The sequence below is a fragment of the Pseudomonas sp. P4_C8 genome (assembly GCF_056401975.1).
In genome coordinates this window covers 155,869-178,728 of sequence record NZ_JBFUIH010000003.1, presented here as the reverse complement: position 1 = coordinate 178,728, position 22,860 = coordinate 155,869, and the positions used below count along the sequence as shown (strand labels likewise).

Here is a 22,860-nt window from a genome sequence, read left to right as displayed (position 1 = left end):
ACGGACGCCATCGCCGGCAAGCCGGGCTCCTACAGGGGTCGGTGTTTCAGGCATAAAAAAATGGGGCGCATTGAATGCGCCCCAATCGTTCCCACGCTCTGCGTGGTAATGCAGCCAGGGACGCTCTGCGTCCCCTTCAATTTCAGAACGCCGGCAATACCGCGCCTTTGTACTTCTCGAGGATGAAGGCTTTGACTTCCGGGCTGTGCAGCGCAGCAACCAGTTTCTTCATCGCTTCGCTGTCCTTGTCGTCCGGGCGGGCCACGAGGATGTTCACGTACGGCGAGTCGTTGCCTTCGATGACCAGCGCATCCTTGGCCGGATCAAGCTTGGCTTCCAGCGCGTAGTTGGTGTTGATCAGCGCCAGGTCGACCTGGGTCAGCACGCGCGGGATGGTCGCGGCTTCCAGTTCACGGAATTTCAGATCCTTGGGGTTCTCGGTGATGTCCTTCACGGTCGACAGGATGTTGTTCGAATCCTTCAACTTGATCAGGCCTGCCTTCGCCAGCAGCAACAGCGCACGGCCGCCGTTGGTGGCGTCGTTCGGGATCACCACATTGGCGCCGCCCGGCAACTCGGTCAGCGCTTTGTACTTGCTGGAGTAAGCGCCCAGCGGTTCCAGGTGAACACCGGCAACAGCGACCAGATTGGTGCCCTTGGCCTTGTTGAACTCATCGAGGTATGGCTGGTGCTGGAAGAAGTTGGCGTCCAGACGTTTTTCCGCCACCTGCACGTTCGGCTGAATGTAGTCGGTGAAGACTTTGACCTTCAGGTCCACGCCTTCTTTGGCCAGGGCCGGTTTCACGAATTCGAGGATTTCTGCATGCGGGACCGGGGTGGCCGCGACCGTCAGGGTGTCGGCGTGGGCGGAAAAAGCCGCAACAGCAGCAAACGCGACGAGTAGTTTTTTCATTCAGCTAACTCCATATGAGGCGCCCGTTTGGCGCCTGCCAGCGAATGGCCGGCTCATGTCTTACTTACGAGAAAAATGGACAACCAATTTGTCGCCAACGGTTTGCAGCACTTGAACCAGCACCAGCAGCAACACCACTGTCACGACCATCACATCCGTCTGGAAACGCTGGTATCCGAATCGGATCGCCAGGTCGCCCAGACCGCCAGCGCCGACCACACCAGCCATTGCCGTGTAGGACACCAGTGTAATTGCCGTCACCGTAATCGCTGCAAAAATGCCCGGACGCGCTTCTGGCAGCAAGGCATTGGTGATGATCTGACGCGTCGTCGCGCCCATGGCCTGGGTCGCTTCAATGATGCCGCGATCCACTTCACGTAGCGCGGTTTCCACCAGTCGGGCGAAGAACGGCGTAGCACCCACCACCAACGGCGGGATCGCACCGGCGACACCCAGCGACGTACCGGTGATCAGCACGGTGAACGGAATCATCACGATCAACAGGATGATGAAGGGCAGCGAACGCAGGATGTTCACCACCAGCGACAGCATCGCGTAGACGCCTTTGGCTTCCAGCAACTGGCGAGGGCTGCACAGGAACAGCAGCACACCCAGCGGCAAGCCGAGCAACACGGTGAACAACAACGAACCGCCGAGCATCAGCAGCGTGTCGCCGGTGGCCAGCCAGATTTCGAACCAGTCGATATTGGCAAAGAAAGCAGTCAGGGCTTCCATTAGCGCAGCACCTCCATGTGGACGTCAGCCGCGGTGAAACGGGCAAACGCCGCGTCCATGTCGCCACCGGTGACGGCCAGAGTGAGTTGCCCGTAAGGGACGTCTTTGATGCGGTCGATACGGCCGGCCAGGATGCTGTAGTCCACACCGGTTTCCCGGGCGACGGTGCCCAGCAACGGCGCATAGGTCGCGTCGCCCTGGAAGGTCAGACGCACGATGCGGCCCGGCACGTGAGCGAAGTCATCGCGTTGTTCGCTTTCGTCGATCTGCTCGTCTTCTTGCACAAAACGCTTGGTAGTCGGGTGTTTCGGATGCAGGAACACCTGGGCCACCGAGCCTTGCTCGACGATCACACCGGCGTCCATTACCGCCACCTGGTCGCAAACGCGGCGGATCACGTCCATCTCGTGGGTGATCAGGACGATGGTCAGCTTCAGCTCGCGGTTAATCTCGGCCAGCAATTGCAGAACCGACGCAGTGGTCTGCGGGTCCAGGGCGCTGGTGGCTTCGTCACACAGCAGGATTTTCGGCTTGGTCGCCAAGGCGCGGGCAATGCCGACACGCTGCTTCTGGCCACCGGACAACTGCGCCGGGTACTTCTTGGCGTGATCGGACAAACCCACCCGCGCCAGCAATTCGGCCACGCGCAGGTCGATCTCGCTGCGCGACAATTCGCCGGCGAGGGTCAGCGGCAACGCGACGTTGTCCGCAACCGTCTTCGACGCCAGCAAGTTGAAGTGCTGAAAAATCATCCCGACTTGCTGACGGAAGCGTCGCAGGCTGTTGGCATCCAGCGCAGTGACTTCTTCGCCGTCGACGATGATCTTGCCGCCACTGGAGTTCTCCAGGCGATTGATCAGACGCAGCAGGGTACTTTTTCCCGCACCGGAATGACCTATCAGGCCGAAAACCTGACCGTTCTCAATCGTCAGACTGGTCGGATGCAGGGCGGGAATATCCTTACCGGCGACGCGGTAGGTTTTGTGGACGTTTTGAAACTCGATCACGTAGCGAACCTTGTGGGGCGCGTTAGAAAAGGATCAGCGGTTAGCCGGGCGCGCATTTTAGCCTGTCCGTATAGAGGTTATTAGCATTTATTCCGCATTCATCCTTCGATTTGGCAATAACGCGATCAAAGGTCATAAAAAAGGAACGGCTAAAAACCCCATCAGTCACTAATAAGGCAACTCGACTACGCCCCGGTGCCGTACCTGGGGAATGCACAAGAATCCTGGCTACGGCGGGAATCGCAACGAGGAGTTTGGACGGATGAGTATCAAGAAGCCTGCCCCCACCAAAAGCGAATTGGCCGGTACCGACACCCGCTGGAGGCCTATAAGCACTTGAAGGCGATTGCGCTGCATGACGAGGTGAAGCAGTTGCTGGATGTGTTGAAGCTGGAGGCTGATGCGGGGTTGATCATGGGGACGGATGCGAAGCTGATCAAGCCGTTTTTTGCGGCGATCGGGCAGCATCGGGTTTGGGATCGGGAGCCTAAGGCCAAGGCGATTCCGGCCTGAAGGGATGTGGTGCCAGGAAAGACGCCATCGCGGGCAAGCCCGCGATGCTTTCAGGATTTACGAGGACTCAGAACCATCTGCGCCGGAATGTTGCGTAGAATCTGTCTCTCCAGCTTCAGATCAAAATCCGCATCCAGCTTCGTCACCCGCTTGGTCAGCAACGTCGCCAGCCAGGGATAATCATCGGTGCGCGGGACCTGAATGCTCACGTCGCAGTTAAAATTCACCACATCGGCGGCGATGGCATCGAGTTGGCGACGAAGTTTCGCCATATCGGTGAGATTCAACGCAACGGTGGTGCTTTCGGCCGTTGGATCAATCACCTTCGCGTGGGGTTGGGCTTCAGCGGCTTGAAGATCGGCTTCCGCTTTATCCAGTTCGGCTTTGCGGGCAGTAACAATGGCGTTGTTCACCCCGCCAGTCAGCGCCGGGGCTTTCGGCATCAGGGCCCGGGCACGACTCAACGCGGTGGCGGCGGCATTCACATCGCCTTTTTGCAGCACGATTTGGCTACGGCGCAGATACGCCTCGGCCAGTTGCCGTTGGTATTGCTCAAGGGTTGGGTCGTTGGGTGACTGGGCCTGCAAGGTGGCCAGTTGATCTTCGGCGGTGGCCAACTCGCTGCTGGCGAGGCTTTGTTCCAGCTGCGCGATGGCCGTAGCCCGAGACTCAGAGGCCTCTGGGGCCGCCGGTGGCGTGCTTTGGCAGGCGCCCAGCAGCAAAGAAAATGCGACAAGGAGCAGATAACGGGAGGCGAACAACTTCATTCCTGCGACTCTCTATTTGCGCAAAAAACGAGCAAGTCTACACCCCTCGACGGGGCAGGACAAAACTCAGCAGAAACAGTGCGGCAGCCGTCACAACAATAGAGGGGCCCGCCGGTGTGTCCTTGAACCACGACAATGCCAAACCGCCACAGACCGCGAGCATGCCAAGCAGGCTCGCGCCCAGTGCCATCTGCTCCGGTGACCGGGCGTGACGTTGTGCGGCAGCCGCCGGGATGATCAACAGCGACGTAATCAGCAATACGCCGACGATTTTCATCGCGACAGCAATCACCACGGCGATCAAGAGCATCAGGGTCAGACGCAACGACGCCACCGGCAATCCTTCGACCCTGGCCAACTCTTCATGCACAGTGATGGCCAGCATTGGCCGCCACAACGTCACCAGCAACGCCAATACGGCAGCGCTGCCACCCAGGATCCAGGCCAGATCGGTCGGGCTGATCGCCAGCAAGTCGCCGAACAGATACGCCATCAGGTCGATCCGCACTTCGTGCATGAAGCTTAGTACCACCAGGCCCAGGGAGAGCGTGCTCGGTGCGAGAATTCCCAAAAGCGTGTCAGACGCCAGCGGTTGGCGTTGTTGCAACGTCACTAGCAACACCGCCAACAGCAAGCAGCCAACGGTCACCGCAACGGTCGGGCTGACATCCAGCAAGAATCCCAGCGCTACGCCGAGCAAGGCCGCGTGGGACAAAGTGTCGCCGAAATAGGCCATGCGCCGCCAGACCACGAACGAGCCCAACGGGCCCGCCACCAGCGCCAAAGCCAAACCTGCAAGCAGGGCGTAGAGCAGAAAATCAGCCATGCTTGCAACTATCTCCGTGAACGTGGGGTTGAGCCGCCGTGACGACCGAGCCATGCAGGTCATGGGCGTGGTCGTGGTGGTGGTGATAAATCGCCAGGCTTTGGGCGTTCTTGCCGAACAGCTCGACAAACGCAGGATCGCCGCTGACTTGCTCAGGATGCCCGGAGCAGCAGACGTGGCGGTTGAGGCAAACCACTTGGTCGGTGGTGCTCATGACCAAGTGCAAATCGTGGGAAACCATCAGCACGCCGCAACCGTGACGGTCACGCAGGCGCGTAATCAGGTTGTAAAGTTCAGCCTGACCCGCCACGTCGACGCCTTGCACCGGCTCGTCGAGCACCAGCAGTTCCGGCTCGCGCAGCAGCGCCCGGGCCAGCAGCACGCGCTGCATTTCACCGCCGGAAACACTTTGTACCGGGCTGTCGATCACCTGTTCGGCACCGACCTCCTTGAGTGCCGCCAACGCCATCGCGCGGTCCACACCCGGCACCAGCCGCAAAAAGCGCAGCACCGACAGCGGCAGCGTCGGATCGACGTGAAGTTTTTGCGGCATGTAACCCACGCGCAGTTTCGGCTTGCGCCAGACGCTGCCGCTGGTTGGCTTCAACAGACCGAGCACCGCGCGCACCAGCGTGGTCTTGCCGGCACCGTTAGGGCCGATCAGGGTGACGATCTGCCCCGGCTCGACGCTCAGCTCGATGTTATCCAGCACACTTTGCCCGGCAAACGTGACAGCAACCTGCTCGAGACGGATCAGCGCGTTGCTCATCAAGCCCCCTGGCAGCCCGAACAGAGACCGACCACTTCAACGGTCTGGCCTTCGACTACAAAACCGACATCCTTGGCACTCATCACAATCGCGTCACTGATGGACTTCTGTTCGAGCTCAATGGCGGCGTGGCATTCGCGGCAAATCAGGAACTGCCCCTGGTGGGCGTGCCCCGGATGATTGCAGCCGACGAAGGCGTTGAGCGAGGAGATGCGGTGCACGAGGATGTTTTCCAAGAGGAAATCCAGTGCGCGGTACACCGTCGGCGGCGCGGCGCGACGGCCATCCTGCTCACTGAGCACCGCGAGAATGTCGTAGGCACCCAACGGTTTGTGGCTTTGCCACACCAACTCCAGCACTCGCCGGCGCAACGCGGTCAGACGCAGTCCCTGACGTGCGCACAAGGCATCCGCCTCAGACAATGCGCTATGCACGCAATGAGAGTGGTCGTGGGGACGGCTGGCAATCGGTGTTTTAGGCATGAGCGGCGACGAGTTTTGTGAGAGACGTTATTATGTTACTCGTTCTCGCCTCTTCGAGTGGTCATCGTGTCCCGACTTTTTTCTTTTTTTGTCGCATTTATCGCAAGTTTTTTGCTGATCGGTTCGGCGCATGCCGAAGTCAAAGTCCTCACCAGCATCAAACCCCTGCAGTTGATTGCCGCTGCGGTGCAGGATGGCGTAGCGGTTCCGGAAGTGTTGCTGCCACCTGGCACTTCGCCGCATAGCTATGCCTTGCGCCCTTCCGACGTACGAAAGGTGCAATCGGTCGATCTGGTGTACTGGATCGGRCCGGACATGGAGGGCTTCCTGCCGCGCGTGCTGAATGGTCGTACGCTGCCGAGCGTCGCCGTGCAGGATTTGCCGGGGCTGAAATTGCGTCGCTTCGCCGAAGACAGTCACTCCCACGCCGAAGATGCTGATGAGCATGACCACGATCATCGCCCTGGCAGTCTGGACGCGCATTTGTGGTTGTCACCGGCTAATGCCCGAGTGATCGCTGCAAAAATGGCCGCCGACCTGAGCGCTGCCGACCCGGACAATGCGCCGCGCTATCAGAGCAACCTCAAGGCGTTCAATGAGCGACTGGACGCGCTGGACCAGCGCTTGAAGGCGCGGCTGGCGGGGATCGCAGACAAGCCGTACTTCGTGTTCCACGAAGCCTTCGACTACTTCGAAGACGCCTATGGCCTTAAGCATACTGGCGTATTCAGCGTCGCCGCCGAAGTACAGCCCGGTGCCCAGCACGTCGCGGCGATGCGCGCGCGGTTGCAGGAAGTCGGCAAGACGTGCGTGTTCAGTGAGCCGCCATTACGTCCGCGCCTGGCGGAAACGTTAGTAACGGGTCTGCCGGTGAAACTGGCGGAACTGGATGCGCTGGGCGGATATACACCGGCGACCGCTCAGGGGTATGAGCAGGTACTGGAGAAGTTGGGGAATGATTTGGCGGGGTGTCTGGAGTCGCTCTAGACTTTGTTCGGCTTCGCCTCAATCGCGAGCAGGCTCGCTCCCACATGGATCACCGTAAACCTGTGGGAGCGAGCCTGCTCGCGAAGCTTTTAAAGGGCGAAAGGCAGCGGTGTGCTGACCTTCTGCCGCTGTGCCAACCGCAACTGAAACTCCATCGGGTCGTGAATCAACACGTCCTGCCCGGCAAAAGACTCTGCAGCAATCAACCGTGACAACCAAAACCGCACGCACGCCACGCGCAGCATCGTCGGCCACAGTTCGGCTTCAACCGCCGTGAACGGACGCAACGCCGCATAAGCCCCCAGCAATGCTCGCGCTCGCGGTCCATCGATCAACCCGTCTTCGTCCGAACACCAGTCGTTCAAGGCAATCGCCACGTCGTAGAGCATCGGCCCCGAACAGGCGTTGTAGAAGTCGATCAACCCGGTCAGGTGCGTGCCTTCGAACATCGCGTTATCGCGGAACAGGTCGGCGTGGATGTTGGCGCGCGGCAACGCCAGAATTTTTACCTTCTGCTCGGCGATTTCATCCAGCGCCCGTTTCAGCAAATCGCTTTGCTCGGCATTCAGATGAGAAAGAAACTGCGTGCCTTCCTCCAGCATCCAGTCCAGACCACGATCGGTTTTACGCTTGATCATGTTGGCCTGGGTCGCCAGATGCAGGTGTGCAAGCAACTCGCCGACCTGCGCGCAGTGCTGCGCGTTGGCCTGCTTGATGTGCTTGCCGGCCAGTCGCGGTTGCAGCAGTGCAGGCTTGCCGGCCAGTTCGCGCAGGGCAACGCCGTCGATGGTGCGCAGGGCGTAAGGCACTGGCAAATCGGCCTCATGCAGGACGTCGAGCAGTTCAATGAAGAACGGCATTTCATCGACCGGACCGCGCTCAACCAGGGTCAGGACGAACTCGCCCTGCTCCAGACTGATAAAGAAATTGGTGTTTTCGCTACCGGCAGCAATCCCCTGGAAATCAAGCAGGCGGCCGAGGCCATAAGGGGCGAGAAAAGTTTCCAGCTCGGGCCGAGCCAGGGGGGTGAACACAGACATGTTTAAACTGCCAGTACGGGCGCCGCTCGTGAGCCAGCGCCGATTGAAATTAAGAAACTACTTCCAGGTGAAAATTTCCCACGCCGGAATCAGCATATCCGGCTGATCCGAGCGGATGTAGTTTGCCTCTGTACCATCTGCGCGTACCAGGAAATACGGCTTGCCGCCTTTGGGCGTGACTTTGATGGCATACAGGAAACCGTTTTGACGATACTCCTGAATGACCTTGTCCCCTTCCGTGCGGATCGTCACTTCCGGTTCCGGTGTCGGCGCATCGTCCGCCGCCATGACGGCCAATGGAACAGTTGCAAACAAGCCAGCCAGCAACAGGCGATTTAGTGTGCGCATGATAACCTTGTCCCTTTGTCGTCAACGGTCCCGCTATTCTAGCGCCGGACCCGCCGAAAAGGTTGATCCTGCTCATGAGCCAAGCCCCCCTCGTCCTGGTGGACGGTTCTTCTTACCTGTACCGCGCCTTTCACGCGCTGCCACCGCTGACCACGTCCAAAGGCCTGCCGACCGGTGCGGTCAAGGGCGTGTTGAACATGCTCAAGAGTCTGCGCAAGCAGTACCCGGACAGTCCGTTCGCCGTGGTGTTCGACGCCAAGGGTGGGACATTTCGCGATGACATGTACGCCGAATACAAGGCCAACCGTCCGAGCATGCCCGATGACATGCGCGTGCAAATCGAACCACTGCACCAGAGCGTGATCGCCCTGGGCTTCCCGCTGCTGTGCGTCGAAGGCGTCGAGGCCGATGACGTGATCGGCACCCTGGCCCGCAGCAGTGCGGCGGCGGATCGCCCGGTGATCATCTCCACCGGCGACAAAGACATGGCACAACTGGTCGACGGCCACATTACCTTGGTCAACACCATGACCGGTAGCAGCATGGACGTGGAGGGCGTGAAGGAGAAATTCGGCGTCGCTCCCGAGCAGATCATCGATTATCTGGCACTCATGGGCGACTCTTCCGACAACATCCCGGGCGTTCCGGGTATTGGCCCGAAGACCGCTTCCGGCCTGTTGGTGGGTGTGAACGGCGGCCTGACCGAGCTGTATGCACAGCTCGACATCGTCCCGACCCTGCCGATTCGCGGCGCGAAAACCCTGCCGGCCAAGCTCGAAGAGCACAAGGAGATGGCGTTCCTCTCCTACCAACTGGCAACCATCAAGATCGACGTGCCGCTGGACATCGGCCTCGATGACTTGCAAATGGGCAAACCGGATCACGACAAGCTCGCCGAGCTGTACACCTTGCTGGAGTTCAAGAGCTGGTTCGAAGAGAACCAGCGCGACGCCAAACGCTCCGGCCAGGAAGTGACCGCGCCAGTGGTTGAAGAAGCCGCCGTCGAGGCCGAGCTCAAATACACAACAATCCTCACCCAGGCTGATTTCGACCTGTGGCTGAAGAAGCTCAACGACGCCAAGCTGATCGCCTTCGATACCGAAACCACCGGCATTGATGCGCAGCAGGCGCAACTGGTCGGCCTGTCGTTCGCGGTACAAGCCAACGAAGCTGCCTACATCCCGCTGACCCATTCCTACATGGGCGTGCCGGATCAGCTGGACCGCGACACCGTGCTTCGCGCACTGAAACCGATTCTGGAAGACCCGAACAAGCTCAAGGTTGGCCAGCACGCCAAGTTCGACATGAATATCCTGGCCAACTGCGCCATCGGCGGTGATCAGAGTTGCGGCATCACCGTGCGGGGCATCGCTTTCGACACCATGCTCGAATCCTACGTGCTGGACTCAACCGCGACCCGCCACGACATGGACAGCCTGGCGCTCAAGTACCTGAATCACACCACTACCAGCTTCCAGGACATCGCCGGCAAAGGCGCCAAACAGTTGACGTTCGACCAGATTTCGCTGGAACTGGCCGGGCCTTACGCCGCCGAAGACGCCGACGTGACCCTGCGCCTGCACCAGACGTTGCAGGAAAAGCTCAATGCCATCCCGAGCCTCAGCAAAGTCCTCAGTGAAATCGAAATGCCGCTGGTGCCGGTGCTGGCGCGGATTGAACGCCAGGGTGCGCTAGTCGATGCCAACCTACTGGGCATTCAGAGCGTGGAACTGGGCGAGAAGATGATCGCTCTGGAGCGTGAGGCGTTCGCCATCGCCGGCGAAGAATTCAACCTCGGCTCGCCCAAGCAACTGGGCGTTATCCTGTACGAAAAACTCGGCCTGCCGGTGCTCAGCAAAACGGCCAAGGGCCAGGCCTCCACCGCCGAAGCCGTACTGGCGGAACTGGCCGAGCAGGATTTCCCGCTGCCCAAAGTGCTGATGCAGTACCGCTCGATGAGCAAGCTGAAAAGCACCTACACCGATCGCCTGCCGGAACAGATCAACCCGYGCACCGGACGGATTCACACTTCCTATCATCAAGCCGTCGCAGCAACAGGGCGTTTGTCGTCCAGCGATCCGAACCTGCAGAACATTCCGATCCGCACCGCAGAAGGCCGTCGCATTCGTCAGGCGTTTGTTGCACCCACAGGTTACAAATTGCTGGCGGCGGACTACTCGCAGATTGAACTGCGGATCATGGCCCATCTGGCCAAGGACGAAGGGTTGCTGCACGCCTTCCGCAATGATCTGGACGTGCATAAAGCCACCGCGGCCGAAGTCTTCGGCGTTGAACTGGCGGATGTGACCACTGATCAGCGTCGTAGCGCCAAAGCGATCAACTTCGGCTTGATCTACGGCATGAGCGCGTTCGGCCTGGCCAAGCAGATCGGTGTGGATCGCAAGCAGTCTCAAGCGTACATCGACCGTTATTTCGCCCGATACCCAGGCGTGCTGCAATACATGGAGCGCACTCGCGCCCAAGCTGCCGAGCAAGGTTTTGTTGAGACGATTTTCGGTCGCCGACTGTACCTGCCGGAAATCAACGCGAAAAACCCGGCCCTGCGCAAAGGTGCCGAACGCACAGCGATCAACGCCCCGATGCAAGGCACCGCGGCGGACATCATCAAGAAAGCCATGGTGGCTGTGGATAACTGGCTGACTTCGTCAGGCCTCGACGCCAAAGTCATCCTGCAGGTGCACGATGAATTGGTTCTCGAAGTGCGTGAAGATTTGGTCGATCAGGTTCGTGAAGAAATTCGCATCCACATGAGCGACGCCGCGAAGCTGGATGTGCCGCTTCTGGTAGAGGTTGGGGTGGGAAATAACTGGGATGAGGCGCACTGAGCCGTCTGAACAGGCGTTTTCTGCTGTGGCATAGCGCCGCAGCAGAAAACGCGGAGCGCTTTATATCGAAAAATATTTGGACTTATTTCCAATGGATTTGGAACTTCTTCGGAACTAAACCCGTCAACCGCCACTCAGAGTTACTGAATGGCTGGTGAAGCCCTTCGATGCTCCTATGTTGTGTTAAGTGTTGGCAGATAATCTGGACCCCGCCCTAGCGGTCCGGAACTTGAGCCCCGGAACTTCCCCCTCCCCATAGAAGTCCGGGGTTTTTTTTGCCTGCCATTTGCCTCAATGGCCTTACTCAGCAGCTTCGCAACCCTTGTCCGCCAGCTCCATCCAGCCCGCCAGCACAGTGTAGGCGTCTTCCAGACCGAGGCGTTTTGGCGCCGAAAACAGCTGAATACTGACGGCATCCCCCCAACCCTTACGGATATCTGCCTGAACTTTGAGCAGGACGTTTTTCGCCGCGCCGTACGTCAACTTGTCGGCTTTGGTCAGCAAAATATGCATCGGCATGCCGCTGGCGACAGCCCAATCGAGCATCAACAAGTCGAAGTCGGTCATTGGATGACGGATGTCCATCATCAAAATCAGACCTTTCAAACTCTCGCGACCACCCAGATACGCTTCCAGGTGACGCTGCCAGTGCAGCTTCAACGGGATAGGAACTTTTGCATAACCGTAACCCGGAAGGTCGACCAGACGACGATCATCGTCTAGCTTGAAGAAGTTCAAGAGCTGCGTACGCCCCGGGGTTTTCGAGGTTCGCGCAAGACTGGCGTGCGTCAGGGTGTTCAGCGCACTGGACTTGCCGGCGTTGGAACGGCCGGCGAAGGCCACTTCAAAGCCTTCATCGTCCGGGCATTGGTCGACTTTGGCAGCGCTGAGCATGAAGGTGGACTGTTGGCACAGGCCGAGGATGGGATTCTTGAGTTGCATGGGATTTCCGATGTGGGCGGCGCCGGGAATGGACGCGGCAAGCGGTGTCGTTTCCGTTTCAGTGACGCCAGTATATAATGCCGCAGATTTTGTGTGCGCTTTGTCCCAGCGAAGGATGAAGTTCACGAGAGCGATTGACCATGATTGCGCATTAGAACGCAGAACGCTCTCAACCCTGAAAAGGTCGTTTTATGACGAAATGGCTGCTAGCTGCCGGTGTCTTGATACCGCTTTACAGCGCTCAGGCTACACAGGATCCGGAAGCTGTGTACAACCGTGTTTGTGGTGCCTGTCATTCCGGCCAACTACCCATGGCCCCTCAAAAGGGCGATCAGGAAGCTTGGACGCCGAGGTTGGCGAAAGGTATGGAGACGCTGGTGCAACACGTGACCCAGGGTTTCAAGGCGATGCCGCCGCGTGGTTTGTGCATGGACTGCAGTGCCGAGGATTACCAGGCAATCATCCAGTGGATGAGCGAGTGATCCCGGTCCATAACTCTTTAACCCTTAGCCGTAGTTGGATTAGCTGATGAACAAATTGATCGTGAGTCTGCTGTTGACCGTGGGGATCTCCGGCATTGCCCATGCTGCAGGTGATGCGACTGCTGGTCAGGCGAAAGCCGCAGTATGTGGCGCCTGTCATGGCCCGGATGGCAACAGCATGGCGCCTAACTTTCCAAAACTGGCAGGTCAGGGTGAGCGCTACCTGACCAAACAGCTGCACGACATCAAGTCGGGTAAGCGCACTGTTCTGGAAATGACCGGCCTGCTGACCAACCTGAGCGATCAGGATCTGGCTGATATCGCTGCCTACTTCGCCAAACAAAACGGCAGTGTTGGCGCAGCCGACCCTAAAATCGTGGCTCGCGGTGAAGCCTTGTTCCGTGGCGGCGACCTGGCCAAGGGCCTGCCAGCCTGCACTGGTTGCCACTCGCCCAATGGCGTGGGTAACCCAGCTGCCGGCTTCCCGCACCTGGGCGGCCAGCACGCTCAATACGTCGCCAAGCAACTGACCGATTTCCGTAAGGAAGAAGGTGGACGTACCAACGATGGCGATGCAAAAACCATGCAGACCATCGCTAAAAAGCTGAGCGACGAAGATATCGCCGCCGTGTCCAGTTACATTCAAGGCCTGCACTAAGGCCGGTTGATCGAGCGTAGCGAGCGATGAACATCTCTTGCAATGTTAACGCTCGATTAATCCGTCGCAGCAAGTATAAAAAGGGTGGCTTAGGCCGCCCTTTTTTGTGGCCGCTGCCGTTACACTACAGAACTCAAGCCCGCCAAGACCTGTCTGAAAACAGGTCGCGCGAGGCGACCAAAATTGTCCAGGAGTAAAGCATGCGTAATCTGATCATCAGCGCCGCACTCGTCGCTGCCAGCCTGTTCGGCATGACTGCCCAAGCCGCCGAAGCCCCCGCCGCCCCTTATGTCGAACTGACCAATCCGGTTCCGGTCGCCGTGCCTGGCAAGATCGAAGTCGTGGAACTGTTCTGGTATGGCTGCCCGCACTGCTACGCGTTCGAACCGGTGATCAATCCTTGGGTCGAGAAGCTGCCGTCCGACGTGAACTTCGTGCGTATTCCAGCCATGTTCGGCGGCCCATGGGACGCACACGGCCAAATGTTCCTGACCCTTGAAGCCATGGGCGTCGAGCACAAGGTCCACGCAGCGGTGTTCGAAGCAATCCAGAAAGAACACAAGAAACTGACTGATCCAGAAGATATGGCAGAGTTCCTGGCCACTCAGGGCGTCGACAAGGACAAGTTCCTGGCCACCTTCAACTCCTTCGCCATCAAGGGCCAGATCAACAAAGCCAAAGAACTTGCGAAGAAGTACGAAATCTCTGGCGTACCGACCATGATCGTCAACGGCAAATATCGCTTTGACGTGGGTTCTGCCGGCGGTGCCGAGCAAGCCCTGAAACTGGCCGATACACTGGTCGATAAAGAGCGAGCGGCTAACAAGGCTGCCGCCAACTAAGCGAAGCGACTGCCATGCGCCGCTGGGGAACTGAACGCGTTGTTGGCCTGCATGATCCACGGGTCAACGAACATCACCTGGAGTCGACGGGCTTGCCCGCAGACAGTCGTCTGCGCTTGCTCAGTTTTAATATCCAGGTCGGCATCAGTACCGAGCGGTATCGGCATTATCTGACCCGAGGCTGGCAACACGTGTTGCCGCACACCGGGCGTGCCGACAACCTGCAAAAGATCGGCAACCTGCTGGGCGACTTCGATCTGGTCGCCTTGCAGGAAGCCGATGGCGGCAGCCTGCGATCAGGCTACGTCAATCAAGTCGAACACCTGGCGCAACTCGGTGCCTTCCCCTACTGGTATCAACAACTCAATCGCAACCTCGGTCGCCTCGGCCAACACAGCAATGGCGTGCTCAGCCGATTGCGCCCGTGGGTCATTGAAGATCACCCGCTTCCGGGCCCCAAGGGTCGCGGAGCGATTCTGGTGCGCTTCGGCGAAGGTCCGGAGGCGTTGGTGGTGGTCATGATGCATCTGGCGCTGGGCGCTCGCGTGCGCAGCCTGCAACTTGCCTACATCCGCGAGTTGATCGGCGGTTATAAACACCAGGTACTGATGGGCGACATGAATACCCATGCCAGTGACTTGCTGCAAAACTCCCCGTTGCGTGACCTCGGCTTGCTCGCGCCTCAATTGGAAGCGACTTTCCCCAGTTGGCGCCCACAGCGCTGCCTGGACCATATTCTACTGAGCCCGACGCTGACCCTTGAAAAGGTCGAGGTCTTGGCACAGCCCATTTCCGATCACCTGCCGGTCGCGGTAGAGATTCGTCTGCCGGGTTCGCTCACGGCAGATGCATTACCCGCGTTGAGCCCTGCCCCTCGCGGACCCCATGAATGAGCGACGAAACACAGCGCTGGAAAGAGAAATACCTCCAAAGCATCGAACAACAGGAAAAGCTTGAACGTCGCTGGGACGCCCGGCTCGACCTGCTGCGCCGTGGGTTGGTGCGCAGCACGCTGGCTGCGGAGGGAACTGACCTCGCCGTCGACCAATGCATGAAAGAAATGCGCGACGTCGTGCGCACCGATGACATGGACGCCGGCTTGGCCGCCCTGCTGCCGCGACTCGAAAAAGCCGTGCTCGATTCCGAGAAGCGCCGGGAAACCCGAATCAATCAGACCAGCGCCGCACTGACTGCGCTGGTCGCGCAACTGCAATCATTGCCGCTGCCCCGGGAAGTGAGCCGGCCGCTCAAGAGCTTTGCCAAAAAGCTCGAGGGAAGAGTCAGTCAGGCTCGCGAAATTCCGTTGCTGCTCAGCGAACTGAGCGGCCTGCAAGGCGATGCCTTGAGTCAGTTGGAGAACCCCGCGGAGCCCGAGCGGCCCGGTTTTCTGCAGAGACTGTTCGGCAGCCGCGAAGCTGACGAGGAAGTGCTACAGGTCGCCGCTCCTGCCGTTCACACAACGGCTGCGCAGCCTGTGGAACCGGCTGCCGAGATTGCGCATGTCGATCACGCACCGAATGAGGACCGGCCGTCAGTCACACTGCCAGCGGCCACCGCCTGTGAAGTGGCGGCGCTCGTCACGACCGCCCTTGAGGCAATCGCTGTCTGTGCGCCAATTCCGGAACCACAAACAGCGTCGGACAATGAACACCCGGAAGAGCCCACCCCTCCCTTCCTCGCACCCGCCACGCTGATTCAACCGGCAATCAATCCTGATGAGCTGACCCCGGCATTCACGACTATTGATCCTGAGCACCGCGAACCAGAGCCCCTTCTCTACGCCTTGCCCGACTCGCCGGAGCCGTCATACAGCTCGGTTGCCAAACACATCGAAGACACACTGCTGGGCCTGCTCGACGATCTGACATTACCGGAACGCCACCGACCACAAGCCGAAGCGATGCGTGATCGCCTGCAAAATGGTTTGAACTGGTATGAATTGATTCCGATCCTCGACGATCTAGCGACCTTGATGCTGGCGATAAACGACAGCGGCCAGCATGAATTCGAAGCCTATTTACAGCAACTCAATGAACGCCTGGAGTCCTTCCAGAGTAACTTGCAGGCTGCCAGCGAAGGCCACGCCGACAGCCGCTCTGCGGCGCGCCAGATGGATACGCAGATCCGCGAACAGGTCGACGGCTTGCACAGCAGCATGCAGGAAGCGGCGGACCTGGACGACCTCAAGCTCGTCCTGGAGAACCATCTTGAAGGCCTGCTGGGCACCATGGATCACCACAAGAAGCAGCGTGACGAGCGTGAACAAGCGGTAGCCGCACGGTTACACAGTCTGGCTGAACGGGTGGCACACATGGAGCAGGAAGCGCTGGGTTATCGTGAACACCTTGAAGAGCAGCGGCAGAAAGCGCTGATTGATCCGCTCACCGGCCTGCCCAATCGAGCCGCCTGGAGCGAACGCCTGGATCACGAAGTCAGTCAATGGCAGCGGCACGGCAATACCCTGTTGCTGGCCATGCTCGATCTCGATCACTTCAAAAGTATCAATGACAACTATGGCCACCTGGCAGGCGACAAGGTGCTGAAAATCATCGCCAACGTACTGCGCAAGCGCCTGCGCGACACCGATTTCATCGCGCGATTTGGTGGTGAGGAGTTTGTGCTCCTGATGCCCTGCACGGTGCCGGCAGTCGGCGCAAAACTGCTGGAAACCTTGCGCGCCTCGATCGAGGCCTGCCCTTTCCACTTTAAAGGTGAGCGCGTAACCATCACTATTTCCATGGGTCTTACGGCGCTAAAACCCGGCGAACATACCGATATGGCACTCAAAAGAGCCGATCAGGCACTGTATCGCGCTAAAAACGCCGGGCGCAATCGGGTGGAGGCCGGTTAACGGCCATTTTGTTCCATTTTGTTTAAAACAGAGCATTTGCCGTCGACACTCAAAGCAGTACGTTACACTGTTGCATTATAGTCTCGCGTGCACTGCCTCCTGCCATGAAATATTTTGCTCTCATTGCGTCTCTGCTGCTGTTGGCCGGTTGTGCCAGCGGCCCCCGTATCGACACCAGCCACCCTTCGACCAATTACGACAGTCGCATCCAGTTCGTGGTGTTGCATTACACCAACGCCTCGCTGGAGCGCTCACTGCAGTTGTTGACCCATGGCGAAGTCAGCAGTCATTACCTGATTGGTGACGACAAGGGCGCCACCATCTATAAGCTGATGGACGAGAATTTTCGCTCCTGGCACGCGGGCGAAAGCGAATGGCAAGGCAGGACTTGGCTGAACTCCAGCTCCATCGGTATCGAAATCGTCAACCCGGGCTTCAAAGACACTCCCACAGGACGCGTCTGGTACCCCTACAGTGAAGATCAGGTGCAATCGTTGATCGTCCTGCTCAAAGACATCAGCAAGCGTTACAACATCCATCCTCGCGCCATCATCGGCCATAGTGACATCGCGCCAACGCGCAAGCTCGACCCCGGTCCGCTGTTCCCCTGGAAACGCCTGGCCGCCGAAGGCATAGGGGTCTGGCCGAACGAGCAAGCCGTGGCGCGTCAGCAAGCCCAATTCGCAGCGCAATTGCCGAGCATCAGCTGGTTTCAGGGACAACTGGCCAAACTGGGTTATGACACGCCACAAACCGGTGAACTGGACGTAGCGACGCGCCATGTTTTGGCGGCTTTTCAGATGCACTTCCGCCCTTCCCGCTTCGACGGCACGCCAGACGCTGAAACGGCTGCGCTCCTGCAGGTCCTGAATCAGACAAAATAATGGCGCCCGTCCGACGGTAAGAGCTTTTTCCCAATCAGCAGCTATAACTCATTGGTAATCCTTCGGATATTAATAATGACTGTAGCTCGCGAGACACTCCGTAGCTGGTTCTATCGCCCCTGGTTTTTGGCGATGTTGGCGGCTGCCCTGAGCGCGACGTTATTGATCGTCGGCAGTCTGTTCGTGGCGATGCATCAGGTTGAACAGAACGAAAGCCAAGAAATGAACGCTCAGGGCGAGCGTTTCCTCGCCCGCCTGGAACAGCTGTTCGGGCAGCTGCGCGAAAGTCTCGACGACCTCGAAGCCCAGCCGCTCCGAGGCTGCGATACCGAATTGATCGCAACCTTGCAACAGGTCAGCTTCAATTACCGCTTCGTTTACGAAGCGGCTTACGTCGATGATTCACGCTTGTGCACCAACCGACCTCGCCAGGAAGGGCTTTCGCTGCTGCGACCTCCCGACATCAAAGGCCCCACCTACAGCTATTGGCTGAACACCACCACCGAACCCGATGAAAACCGCGCTGCGCTGATGCTTGGAAGGGGAAATTTCCGGGTGGCGACGTCTCGCGGACATTTGACCGACATGGTCGACTTGACGCCCGGAAGCAGCCTGCTGGTGGTGCTGGACCACGGCACTCGCGCCATTCCAGTCCTGGGTGCAGCCCAATCCTGGCCACCGGCGGAATCTTGGGCCCCCAAAAGCCGCGAAGCACTGCAAGTCACGCAAAACCGTTTGATTTACCACATGCCGACCAACAATCCGGAATACCAATTGGTATTGATCACACCGCGCACAGTCATGCACGTGCCGGCGGTGTGGTGGTGGCTGCTTCCTGCCAGTCTGGTGCTGGGCGTTATTGTTGGTTTTCTGGTGTTTCTGCTGGTGCGTCAGCGCCAGTCGCTGGACGCCGAACTGCACGGCGCCATACGGCGAGGCGAGCTTCAAGTGTTGTATCAACCGATCTTCGATCTCGACAGCCGCAACTGTGTCGGTGCCGAAGCGTTGCTGCGCTGGCGAAGGCCAGACGGCACATTGACCAGCCCCGACCTGTTTATCCCCATGGCGGAAAACACCGGCCAGATCCGGCAGATGACCGATTTCGTACTGCAACGGCTGCTCGAACAACTGGGGCAACTGCTACGCGCCAACCCGCAGCTGTATATCTCGGTAAACCTTGCTGCGTGCGATGTGATGGTGCCGCGTATCGGTCAGGTGATGGCCCGCCTGCTGACGCTGCACCGGGTCGCCGCACAGCAGATTGCCTTCGAGGTAACGGAGCGGGGATTGATTGATGTCGTGGTGGCCAGGGAAAACCTGCAAGCGTTGCGCGATGTCGGGCACCAAGTGCTGATCGATGACTTTGGCACCGGCTATTGCAGCCTCGCCTACCTGCAAACCCTGCCGGTGGATTGCCTGAAGATCGACAAGGCATTTATCGACGCACTGGGCCATGACGCCGCCAGTAGCGGCGTAGCACCGCACATCATTCACATGGCACAAGCGCTACAACTCAAAGTGATCGCCGAAGGCATCGAACATGAAGCGCAGGCAGCGTTTCTATGCAGCGAAGGGGTGAAGTTCGGTCAGGGCTGGCTATTCGCCCATGCCTTGAGCTCCGTACAGTTCATCGAACTGATTACCCGCGGCCGTCGAAAGACGAGTCGGCGCATGAGTGACGAGGCGTGAAAGCGGCTTACACCGCCAGCGCCATGTAGAACTGCGTACCCTCCCCCGGCCGTGAATAAACGCCCATCCGCCCACCGTGCAGCTGCACGATTTCCTTGCACAGTGCCAAACCCAGCCCGGCACCGCCTTTCTTGCGGCCGACCTGGACAAAGGGCTCGAAGATTCGCCCTTGCTGACCATAGGCAATCCCTTCGCCGTTGTCCTCGACACTGATAATCACCCGCTCGCCATGGCGACGGGCCTGCAACCGAATCAGCCCTTCCCGCGAGGTATGGCGCAAAGCGTTGTCGATCAGGTTATCGAGCACTCGGTCCAGTTGCGGTTGATCGGCCTGCAACCGGGGCAGCGGCCCTTGCACTTCTACCCGCAATTCGATGCCCTGCTCCGTCGCAGCCTCGGCAAAGCGGGCATGGGCCTGCGCCAGCAGATCCTCGATGGAACATGGGGCCAGGGACAGTTTCTGCAATCCGTTCTGGTAGCGAGAGAAATTCAGCAAGTCGTTGATCAACTGCATCAAGCGCTGCATTTCTTCATTGACGGTATCCAGCAGGTCGGCTTCGCGGGAATCCTGTGGGAATTGCGCCCGCTCGCGGAACAGGCCGAAAGCCATGTGCATGCCGGTGACTGGCGTTCGCAATTCATGGGACGCCCGCAAGACAAACTCGCTGCGCACCCGTTCGAACGCGCGCTGTTCGGTCACGTCATGTAACACCATCACCGCGCCAAGAATTTGACCTTGGGTATGGATGACCGGCGTCAGGCTGTAGGTCAGCAACCTCGACTCACCATCAACCTCGATACTCAAGTCTTCCGGCGCACGCTCCAGCGTGCCGCCGCGCAACACCAGTTGCAGCTGTTCATCCAGTTCTGGACGTTCAAGGGCTGCGCCCAAGCCTTGGCCCAGGCGATCAATGTCCCAACCCAATTGGCGCTGAGCCACAGGATTGAGGTGTTCAAGATGGCCTTCACGATCGATCATCAACAAACCGTCGTCGATGCTGTCGAGCACGGCTTGCAGGCGTTGTTGACCGGCGAGCAGTTCGTCGATGTTGGTGGCCTGGTGCTCGCGTAGTGCCTCGGCCATGATCCCGAAGCGCTTGGTCAGCAGGTTCAGTTCCATGGCAGACGAAATCGGCAGGGTCACCTCAAAATTGCCTTGGCCAATATTATCGGCAGCCTGGGCCAAGGCTTCGATCGGCTCACCAAAACGTCGGGCAATCGCGTGGGCAGTCACAAATCCAATGATCAGCACCGCCAACCCCACCAACCCCAGCAGGCCAGCCACCAGCAACGCGCGCTCCCGCGACTGGCGCTCGGTGCTATTGATGTCATCCAGCGCACGCTTGTGTTCCGCGAGCAGACCGTTGCGCAACGTGTTGAATTTTTCCGTGAGTGTTTCGTTGCCACTCAATACCTTGGCCGGATCAGAGGCCTGGCCGTAGGCTTGAAGAAAATCCAGATAGTCATCCTTGGCTTGTTTGAACCCGTGCGGGTCGCCATTGCCGGATTGTTCGAGGGCGATGCCTTCATCGAGCAACTGGATGTAGTGTTGCCTGGCCGATTCGAACTTGGCGGGATCCGGCTTCTCGCTGACCATGACCATCAATTGGTCGCCCAGGGTCTGACGCAGTTTCAGCCCCAGGTCGAGGGTGGCGAAGTTGTTGCGAACGAGCGCTTCCTGGGAGCCGGCCATCTGCATCACGCTGACCAGCCCGAGCAAGAGCCCGAGCAGTGCCACGGTGATCAGCGCGGAAATACTCAGGAACAGCCGAGTACGCAGCTTCATCGCCAGTTTCATCGATTACAGCTCACAAGTTGTATTGCTTGCGTTTGCGGTACAGGGTCGAGGCATCAATGCCCAAGGTCTTTGCCGCCTGATCCAGTGTATCCGCCGTGGCGAGTACTGCACCGATGTGGGCTTTTTCCAATTCATCCAGGCTCAACGCCGCGCCAATGCGCGGCGCGTTGTTAACCGGGGTTTCGGCCATGCCCAAGTGGCTGATTTCGACCCGTTCCTGCGGACAAATAATGCTCGCCCGCTCCACCACGTTACGCAGCTCGCGAATGTTGCCGGGCCAGCGATAACCCAGTAGCGCCTCACGGGCTTCATCGCTGAAGGCCCGGGCCGGGCGCGCGTACTCCTTGACGAACCGGGCCAGGAAACGGTCAGCCAGGTTGAGGATATCTTCACGGCGTTCGCGCAGCGGTGGCAGGTGCAAGGTGATGACGTTCAGGCGATAGAGCAAATCTTCGCGGAATCGGCCGTCCCGCACCATGTCTTCAAGGTTCAGGTTCGTCGCCGCGAGAATGCGCACATCGGCGCGGCGGGTCACTGGATCACCGACCCGCTCGTATTCCTTGTCCTGAATGAACCGCAGCAATTTTGGCTGTAATGTCAGTGGAAAATCGCCGATCTCGTCGAGAAACAACGTTCCTCCGTCAGCCTGATTGACCCGCCCGAGTGTGCTTTCGCTGGCACCGGTGAAGGCGCCACGACTGTGACCGAAGAGTTCGCTTTCCATGAGTTCGGCAGTCAGGGACGGACAATTGATCGTGACGCAGGACTTCTTCTGACGCTTGCTCCAGCCGTGAATGGCCTGGGACAGTTCACCTTTACCGGTGCCAGACTCGCCCAGAATCAGAATGTTGGCATCGGTACTGGCGACTTGGCGGGCGGTTTCGAGTACCACTTTCATGGCCGGGCTGTGGGAGTCCAGACCATCCTTGGGTTTACGCACTTCACCTTCAAGGGCTTCCAGGCGAGCGGACAGTTGCCGCAGTTCCAACTGCTTGGCGGTGGCCAGACGCAATTGATCGGGGCTGCACGGCTTGACGAGGTAGTCGGCGGCCCCTGCCTGAATTGCATCGACAGCAGTGTCCACGGCCGAGTGCGCGGTGACGATCACCACACGCATCCAAGGTGCCTGGATGCGCATTTGCGCCAGCACATCCAGACCATTGTCCTCACCCAGACGCAAATCAAGGAAGCACAGATCGAACACCTGACGCTGCAACAAGGCGTCGGCCTGTGCCGCGCTGTTCGCGGTGGAGACGCTATAGCCTTCGTCTTCGAGGCAATAGCGGAAGGTTCGCAGGATAGCGGACTCATCGTCCACCAACAGAATGCGGCCTTGATGCACCGTGTCTGATTCCATGTTCCTGCGCTCCTTTTAAGGTTGATCTTGGTTAGTCCCGGATAAATCGGGCAAGTTGCATGGTCGATTCTGATCCATTCCCGTACCAGTCGGGTAGCTATCTGCTACTGCGCTGCCTAATCCA

At 58.9% G+C, this 22,860-nt stretch carries 21 protein-coding genes and 1 pseudogene; 10 read left to right on the top strand and 12 right to left on the bottom strand.

Annotated features, from left to right (window positions below; all coding sequences use genetic code 11):
- Nucleotides 1-142 precede the first annotated feature (142 nt).
- The 3 genes from AC1DWM_RS03030 to AC1DWM_RS03020 are packed head-to-tail and all read right to left on the bottom strand — an operon-like array spanning nt 143 to nt 2,655.
- The gene (locus AC1DWM_RS03030; protein WP_223518919.1) at nt 143-913 is read right to left on the bottom strand and encodes a MetQ/NlpA family ABC transporter substrate-binding protein; all 771 of its coding nucleotides are present in this window, start codon (nt 911-913) and stop codon (nt 143-145) included.
- Nucleotides 914-973: 60 nt separating this feature from the next.
- Entirely contained in the window at nt 974-1,648 is a 675-nt protein-coding gene (locus AC1DWM_RS03025) for a methionine ABC transporter permease (RefSeq protein ID WP_027926140.1), read from the bottom strand.
- Complete coding sequence (locus AC1DWM_RS03020; protein ID WP_223518917.1) at nt 1,648-2,655, bottom strand: methionine ABC transporter ATP-binding protein; 1,008 nt, start codon at nt 2,653-2,655, stop codon at nt 1,648-1,650. The genes AC1DWM_RS03025 and AC1DWM_RS03020 overlap by 1 nt, the downstream gene beginning before the upstream one ends.
- Nucleotides 2,656-2,973: 318 nt before the next feature.
- Between AC1DWM_RS03020 and AC1DWM_RS03015 the strand changes: the two are divergent.
- Nucleotides 2,974-3,168, top strand: a pseudogene (locus AC1DWM_RS03015) (hypothetical protein); the annotation flags it as partial.
- 50 nt (nt 3,169-3,218) lie between these two features.
- Here the strand turns inward: AC1DWM_RS03015 and AC1DWM_RS03010 are convergent.
- Genes AC1DWM_RS03010 through zur form a run of 4 tightly spaced genes read right to left on the bottom strand, consistent with a single transcriptional unit; the run spans nt 3,219 to nt 6,012 of the window.
- The gene (locus AC1DWM_RS03010) at nt 3,219-3,935 is read right to left on the bottom strand and encodes a PA5502 family lipoprotein (protein ID WP_223518916.1); all 717 of its coding nucleotides are present in this window, start codon (nt 3,933-3,935) and stop codon (nt 3,219-3,221) included.
- A gap of 37 nt (nt 3,936-3,972) precedes the next feature.
- Nucleotides 3,973-4,761, bottom strand: a complete 789-nt coding sequence (znuB, locus tag AC1DWM_RS03005) for a zinc ABC transporter permease subunit ZnuB (protein ID WP_223518914.1) — start codon at nt 4,759-4,761, stop codon at nt 3,973-3,975.
- Nucleotides 4,754-5,530, bottom strand: coding sequence for a zinc ABC transporter ATP-binding protein ZnuC (gene znuC, locus AC1DWM_RS03000; RefSeq protein ID WP_223518912.1), 777 nt, complete (start codon nt 5,528-5,530; stop codon nt 4,754-4,756). Before znuC ends, znuB begins: the two co-directional genes overlap by 8 nt.
- Nucleotides 5,530-6,012, bottom strand: a complete 483-nt coding sequence (zur, locus tag AC1DWM_RS02995) for a zinc uptake transcriptional repressor Zur (RefSeq protein WP_477794593.1) — start codon at nt 6,010-6,012, stop codon at nt 5,530-5,532. The genes znuC and zur overlap by 1 nt, the downstream gene beginning before the upstream one ends.
- Before the next feature lie 66 nt (nt 6,013-6,078).
- Between zur and AC1DWM_RS02990 the strand changes: the two genes are divergently transcribed.
- A complete protein-coding gene (locus AC1DWM_RS02990; protein ID WP_477794592.1) occupies nt 6,079-6,999 on the top strand; it encodes a zinc ABC transporter substrate-binding protein in 921 nt (306 codons plus the stop codon).
- Between the two features lie 89 nt (nt 7,000-7,088).
- Here the strand turns inward: AC1DWM_RS02990 and AC1DWM_RS02985 are convergent, their stop codons facing one another.
- Both AC1DWM_RS02985 and AC1DWM_RS02980 read right to left on the bottom strand, forming a co-directional pair.
- Nucleotides 7,089-8,039 (bottom strand): homoserine kinase, encoded by a 951-nt coding sequence (locus AC1DWM_RS02985; RefSeq protein ID WP_477794591.1) that lies wholly within the window; start codon nt 8,037-8,039, stop codon nt 7,089-7,091.
- Nucleotides 8,040-8,096: 57 nt separating this feature from the next.
- Nucleotides 8,097-8,387, bottom strand: coding sequence for a DUF2782 domain-containing protein (locus tag AC1DWM_RS02980; RefSeq protein WP_223518904.1), 291 nt, complete (start codon nt 8,385-8,387; stop codon nt 8,097-8,099).
- A 74-nt stretch (nt 8,388-8,461) separates the two neighbouring features.
- On the opposite strand from AC1DWM_RS02980, the gene polA reads away from it, so the two are divergent.
- Entirely contained in the window at nt 8,462-11,233 is a 2,772-nt protein-coding gene (gene polA, locus AC1DWM_RS02975; protein WP_477794590.1) for a DNA polymerase I, read from the top strand.
- 300 nt (nt 11,234-11,533) lie between these two features.
- Here polA and yihA read toward each other — a convergent pair whose 3' ends face one another.
- Nucleotides 11,534-12,175, bottom strand: a complete 642-nt coding sequence (yihA, locus tag AC1DWM_RS02970) for a ribosome biogenesis GTP-binding protein YihA/YsxC (RefSeq protein WP_223518900.1) — start codon at nt 12,173-12,175, stop codon at nt 11,534-11,536.
- 191 nt (nt 12,176-12,366) lie between these two features.
- Here yihA and AC1DWM_RS02965 point away from each other — a divergent pair, with 191 nt between their 5' ends.
- From AC1DWM_RS02965 to AC1DWM_RS02935, 7 genes are all read left to right on the top strand, one after another.
- The gene (locus AC1DWM_RS02965) at nt 12,367-12,657 is read left to right on the top strand and encodes a c-type cytochrome (protein WP_046031055.1); all 291 of its coding nucleotides are present in this window, start codon (nt 12,367-12,369) and stop codon (nt 12,655-12,657) included.
- A gap of 46 nt (nt 12,658-12,703) precedes the next feature.
- Nucleotides 12,704-13,315, top strand: a complete 612-nt coding sequence (locus AC1DWM_RS02960; RefSeq protein ID WP_223518897.1) for a c-type cytochrome — start codon at nt 12,704-12,706, stop codon at nt 13,313-13,315.
- A gap of 200 nt (nt 13,316-13,515) precedes the next feature.
- A complete protein-coding gene (locus AC1DWM_RS02955; RefSeq protein ID WP_223518896.1) occupies nt 13,516-14,157 on the top strand; it encodes a thiol:disulfide interchange protein DsbA/DsbL in 642 nt (213 codons plus the stop codon).
- 14 nt (nt 14,158-14,171) lie between these two features.
- The gene (locus AC1DWM_RS02950) at nt 14,172-15,050 is read left to right on the top strand and encodes an endonuclease/exonuclease/phosphatase family protein (protein ID WP_223518894.1); all 879 of its coding nucleotides are present in this window, start codon (nt 14,172-14,174) and stop codon (nt 15,048-15,050) included.
- Complete coding sequence (locus AC1DWM_RS02945) at nt 15,047-17,008, top strand: GGDEF domain-containing protein (RefSeq protein WP_223518892.1); 1,962 nt, start codon at nt 15,047-15,049, stop codon at nt 17,006-17,008. The genes AC1DWM_RS02950 and AC1DWM_RS02945 overlap by 4 nt, the downstream gene beginning before the upstream one ends.
- 104 nt (nt 17,009-17,112) lie before the next feature.
- On the top strand, nt 17,113-17,892 hold the full coding sequence (locus tag AC1DWM_RS02940; protein ID WP_223518890.1) for an N-acetylmuramoyl-L-alanine amidase: 780 nt from the start codon (nt 17,113-17,115) through the stop codon (nt 17,890-17,892).
- 75 nt (nt 17,893-17,967) lie between these two features.
- Nucleotides 17,968-19,581 carry an EAL domain-containing protein gene (locus tag AC1DWM_RS02935; RefSeq protein WP_223518888.1) on the top strand — a complete coding sequence of 538 codons (1,614 nt, stop codon included), beginning with the start codon at nt 17,968-17,970 and terminating at the stop codon, nt 19,579-19,581.
- Nucleotides 19,582-19,588: 7 nt separating this feature from the next.
- Here the strand turns inward: AC1DWM_RS02935 and AC1DWM_RS02930 are convergent, their stop codons facing one another.
- Nucleotides 19,589-21,379, bottom strand: coding sequence for a KinB sensor domain-containing domain (locus AC1DWM_RS02930; RefSeq protein WP_223518886.1), 1,791 nt, complete (start codon nt 21,377-21,379; stop codon nt 19,589-19,591).
- A 10-nt stretch (nt 21,380-21,389) separates the two neighbouring features.
- On the bottom strand, nt 21,390-22,736 hold the full coding sequence (gene algB, locus AC1DWM_RS02925) for a sigma-54-dependent response regulator transcription factor AlgB (RefSeq protein WP_223518884.1): 1,347 nt from the start codon (nt 22,734-22,736) through the stop codon (nt 21,390-21,392).
- Nucleotides 22,737-22,860: the final 124 nt, after the last annotated feature.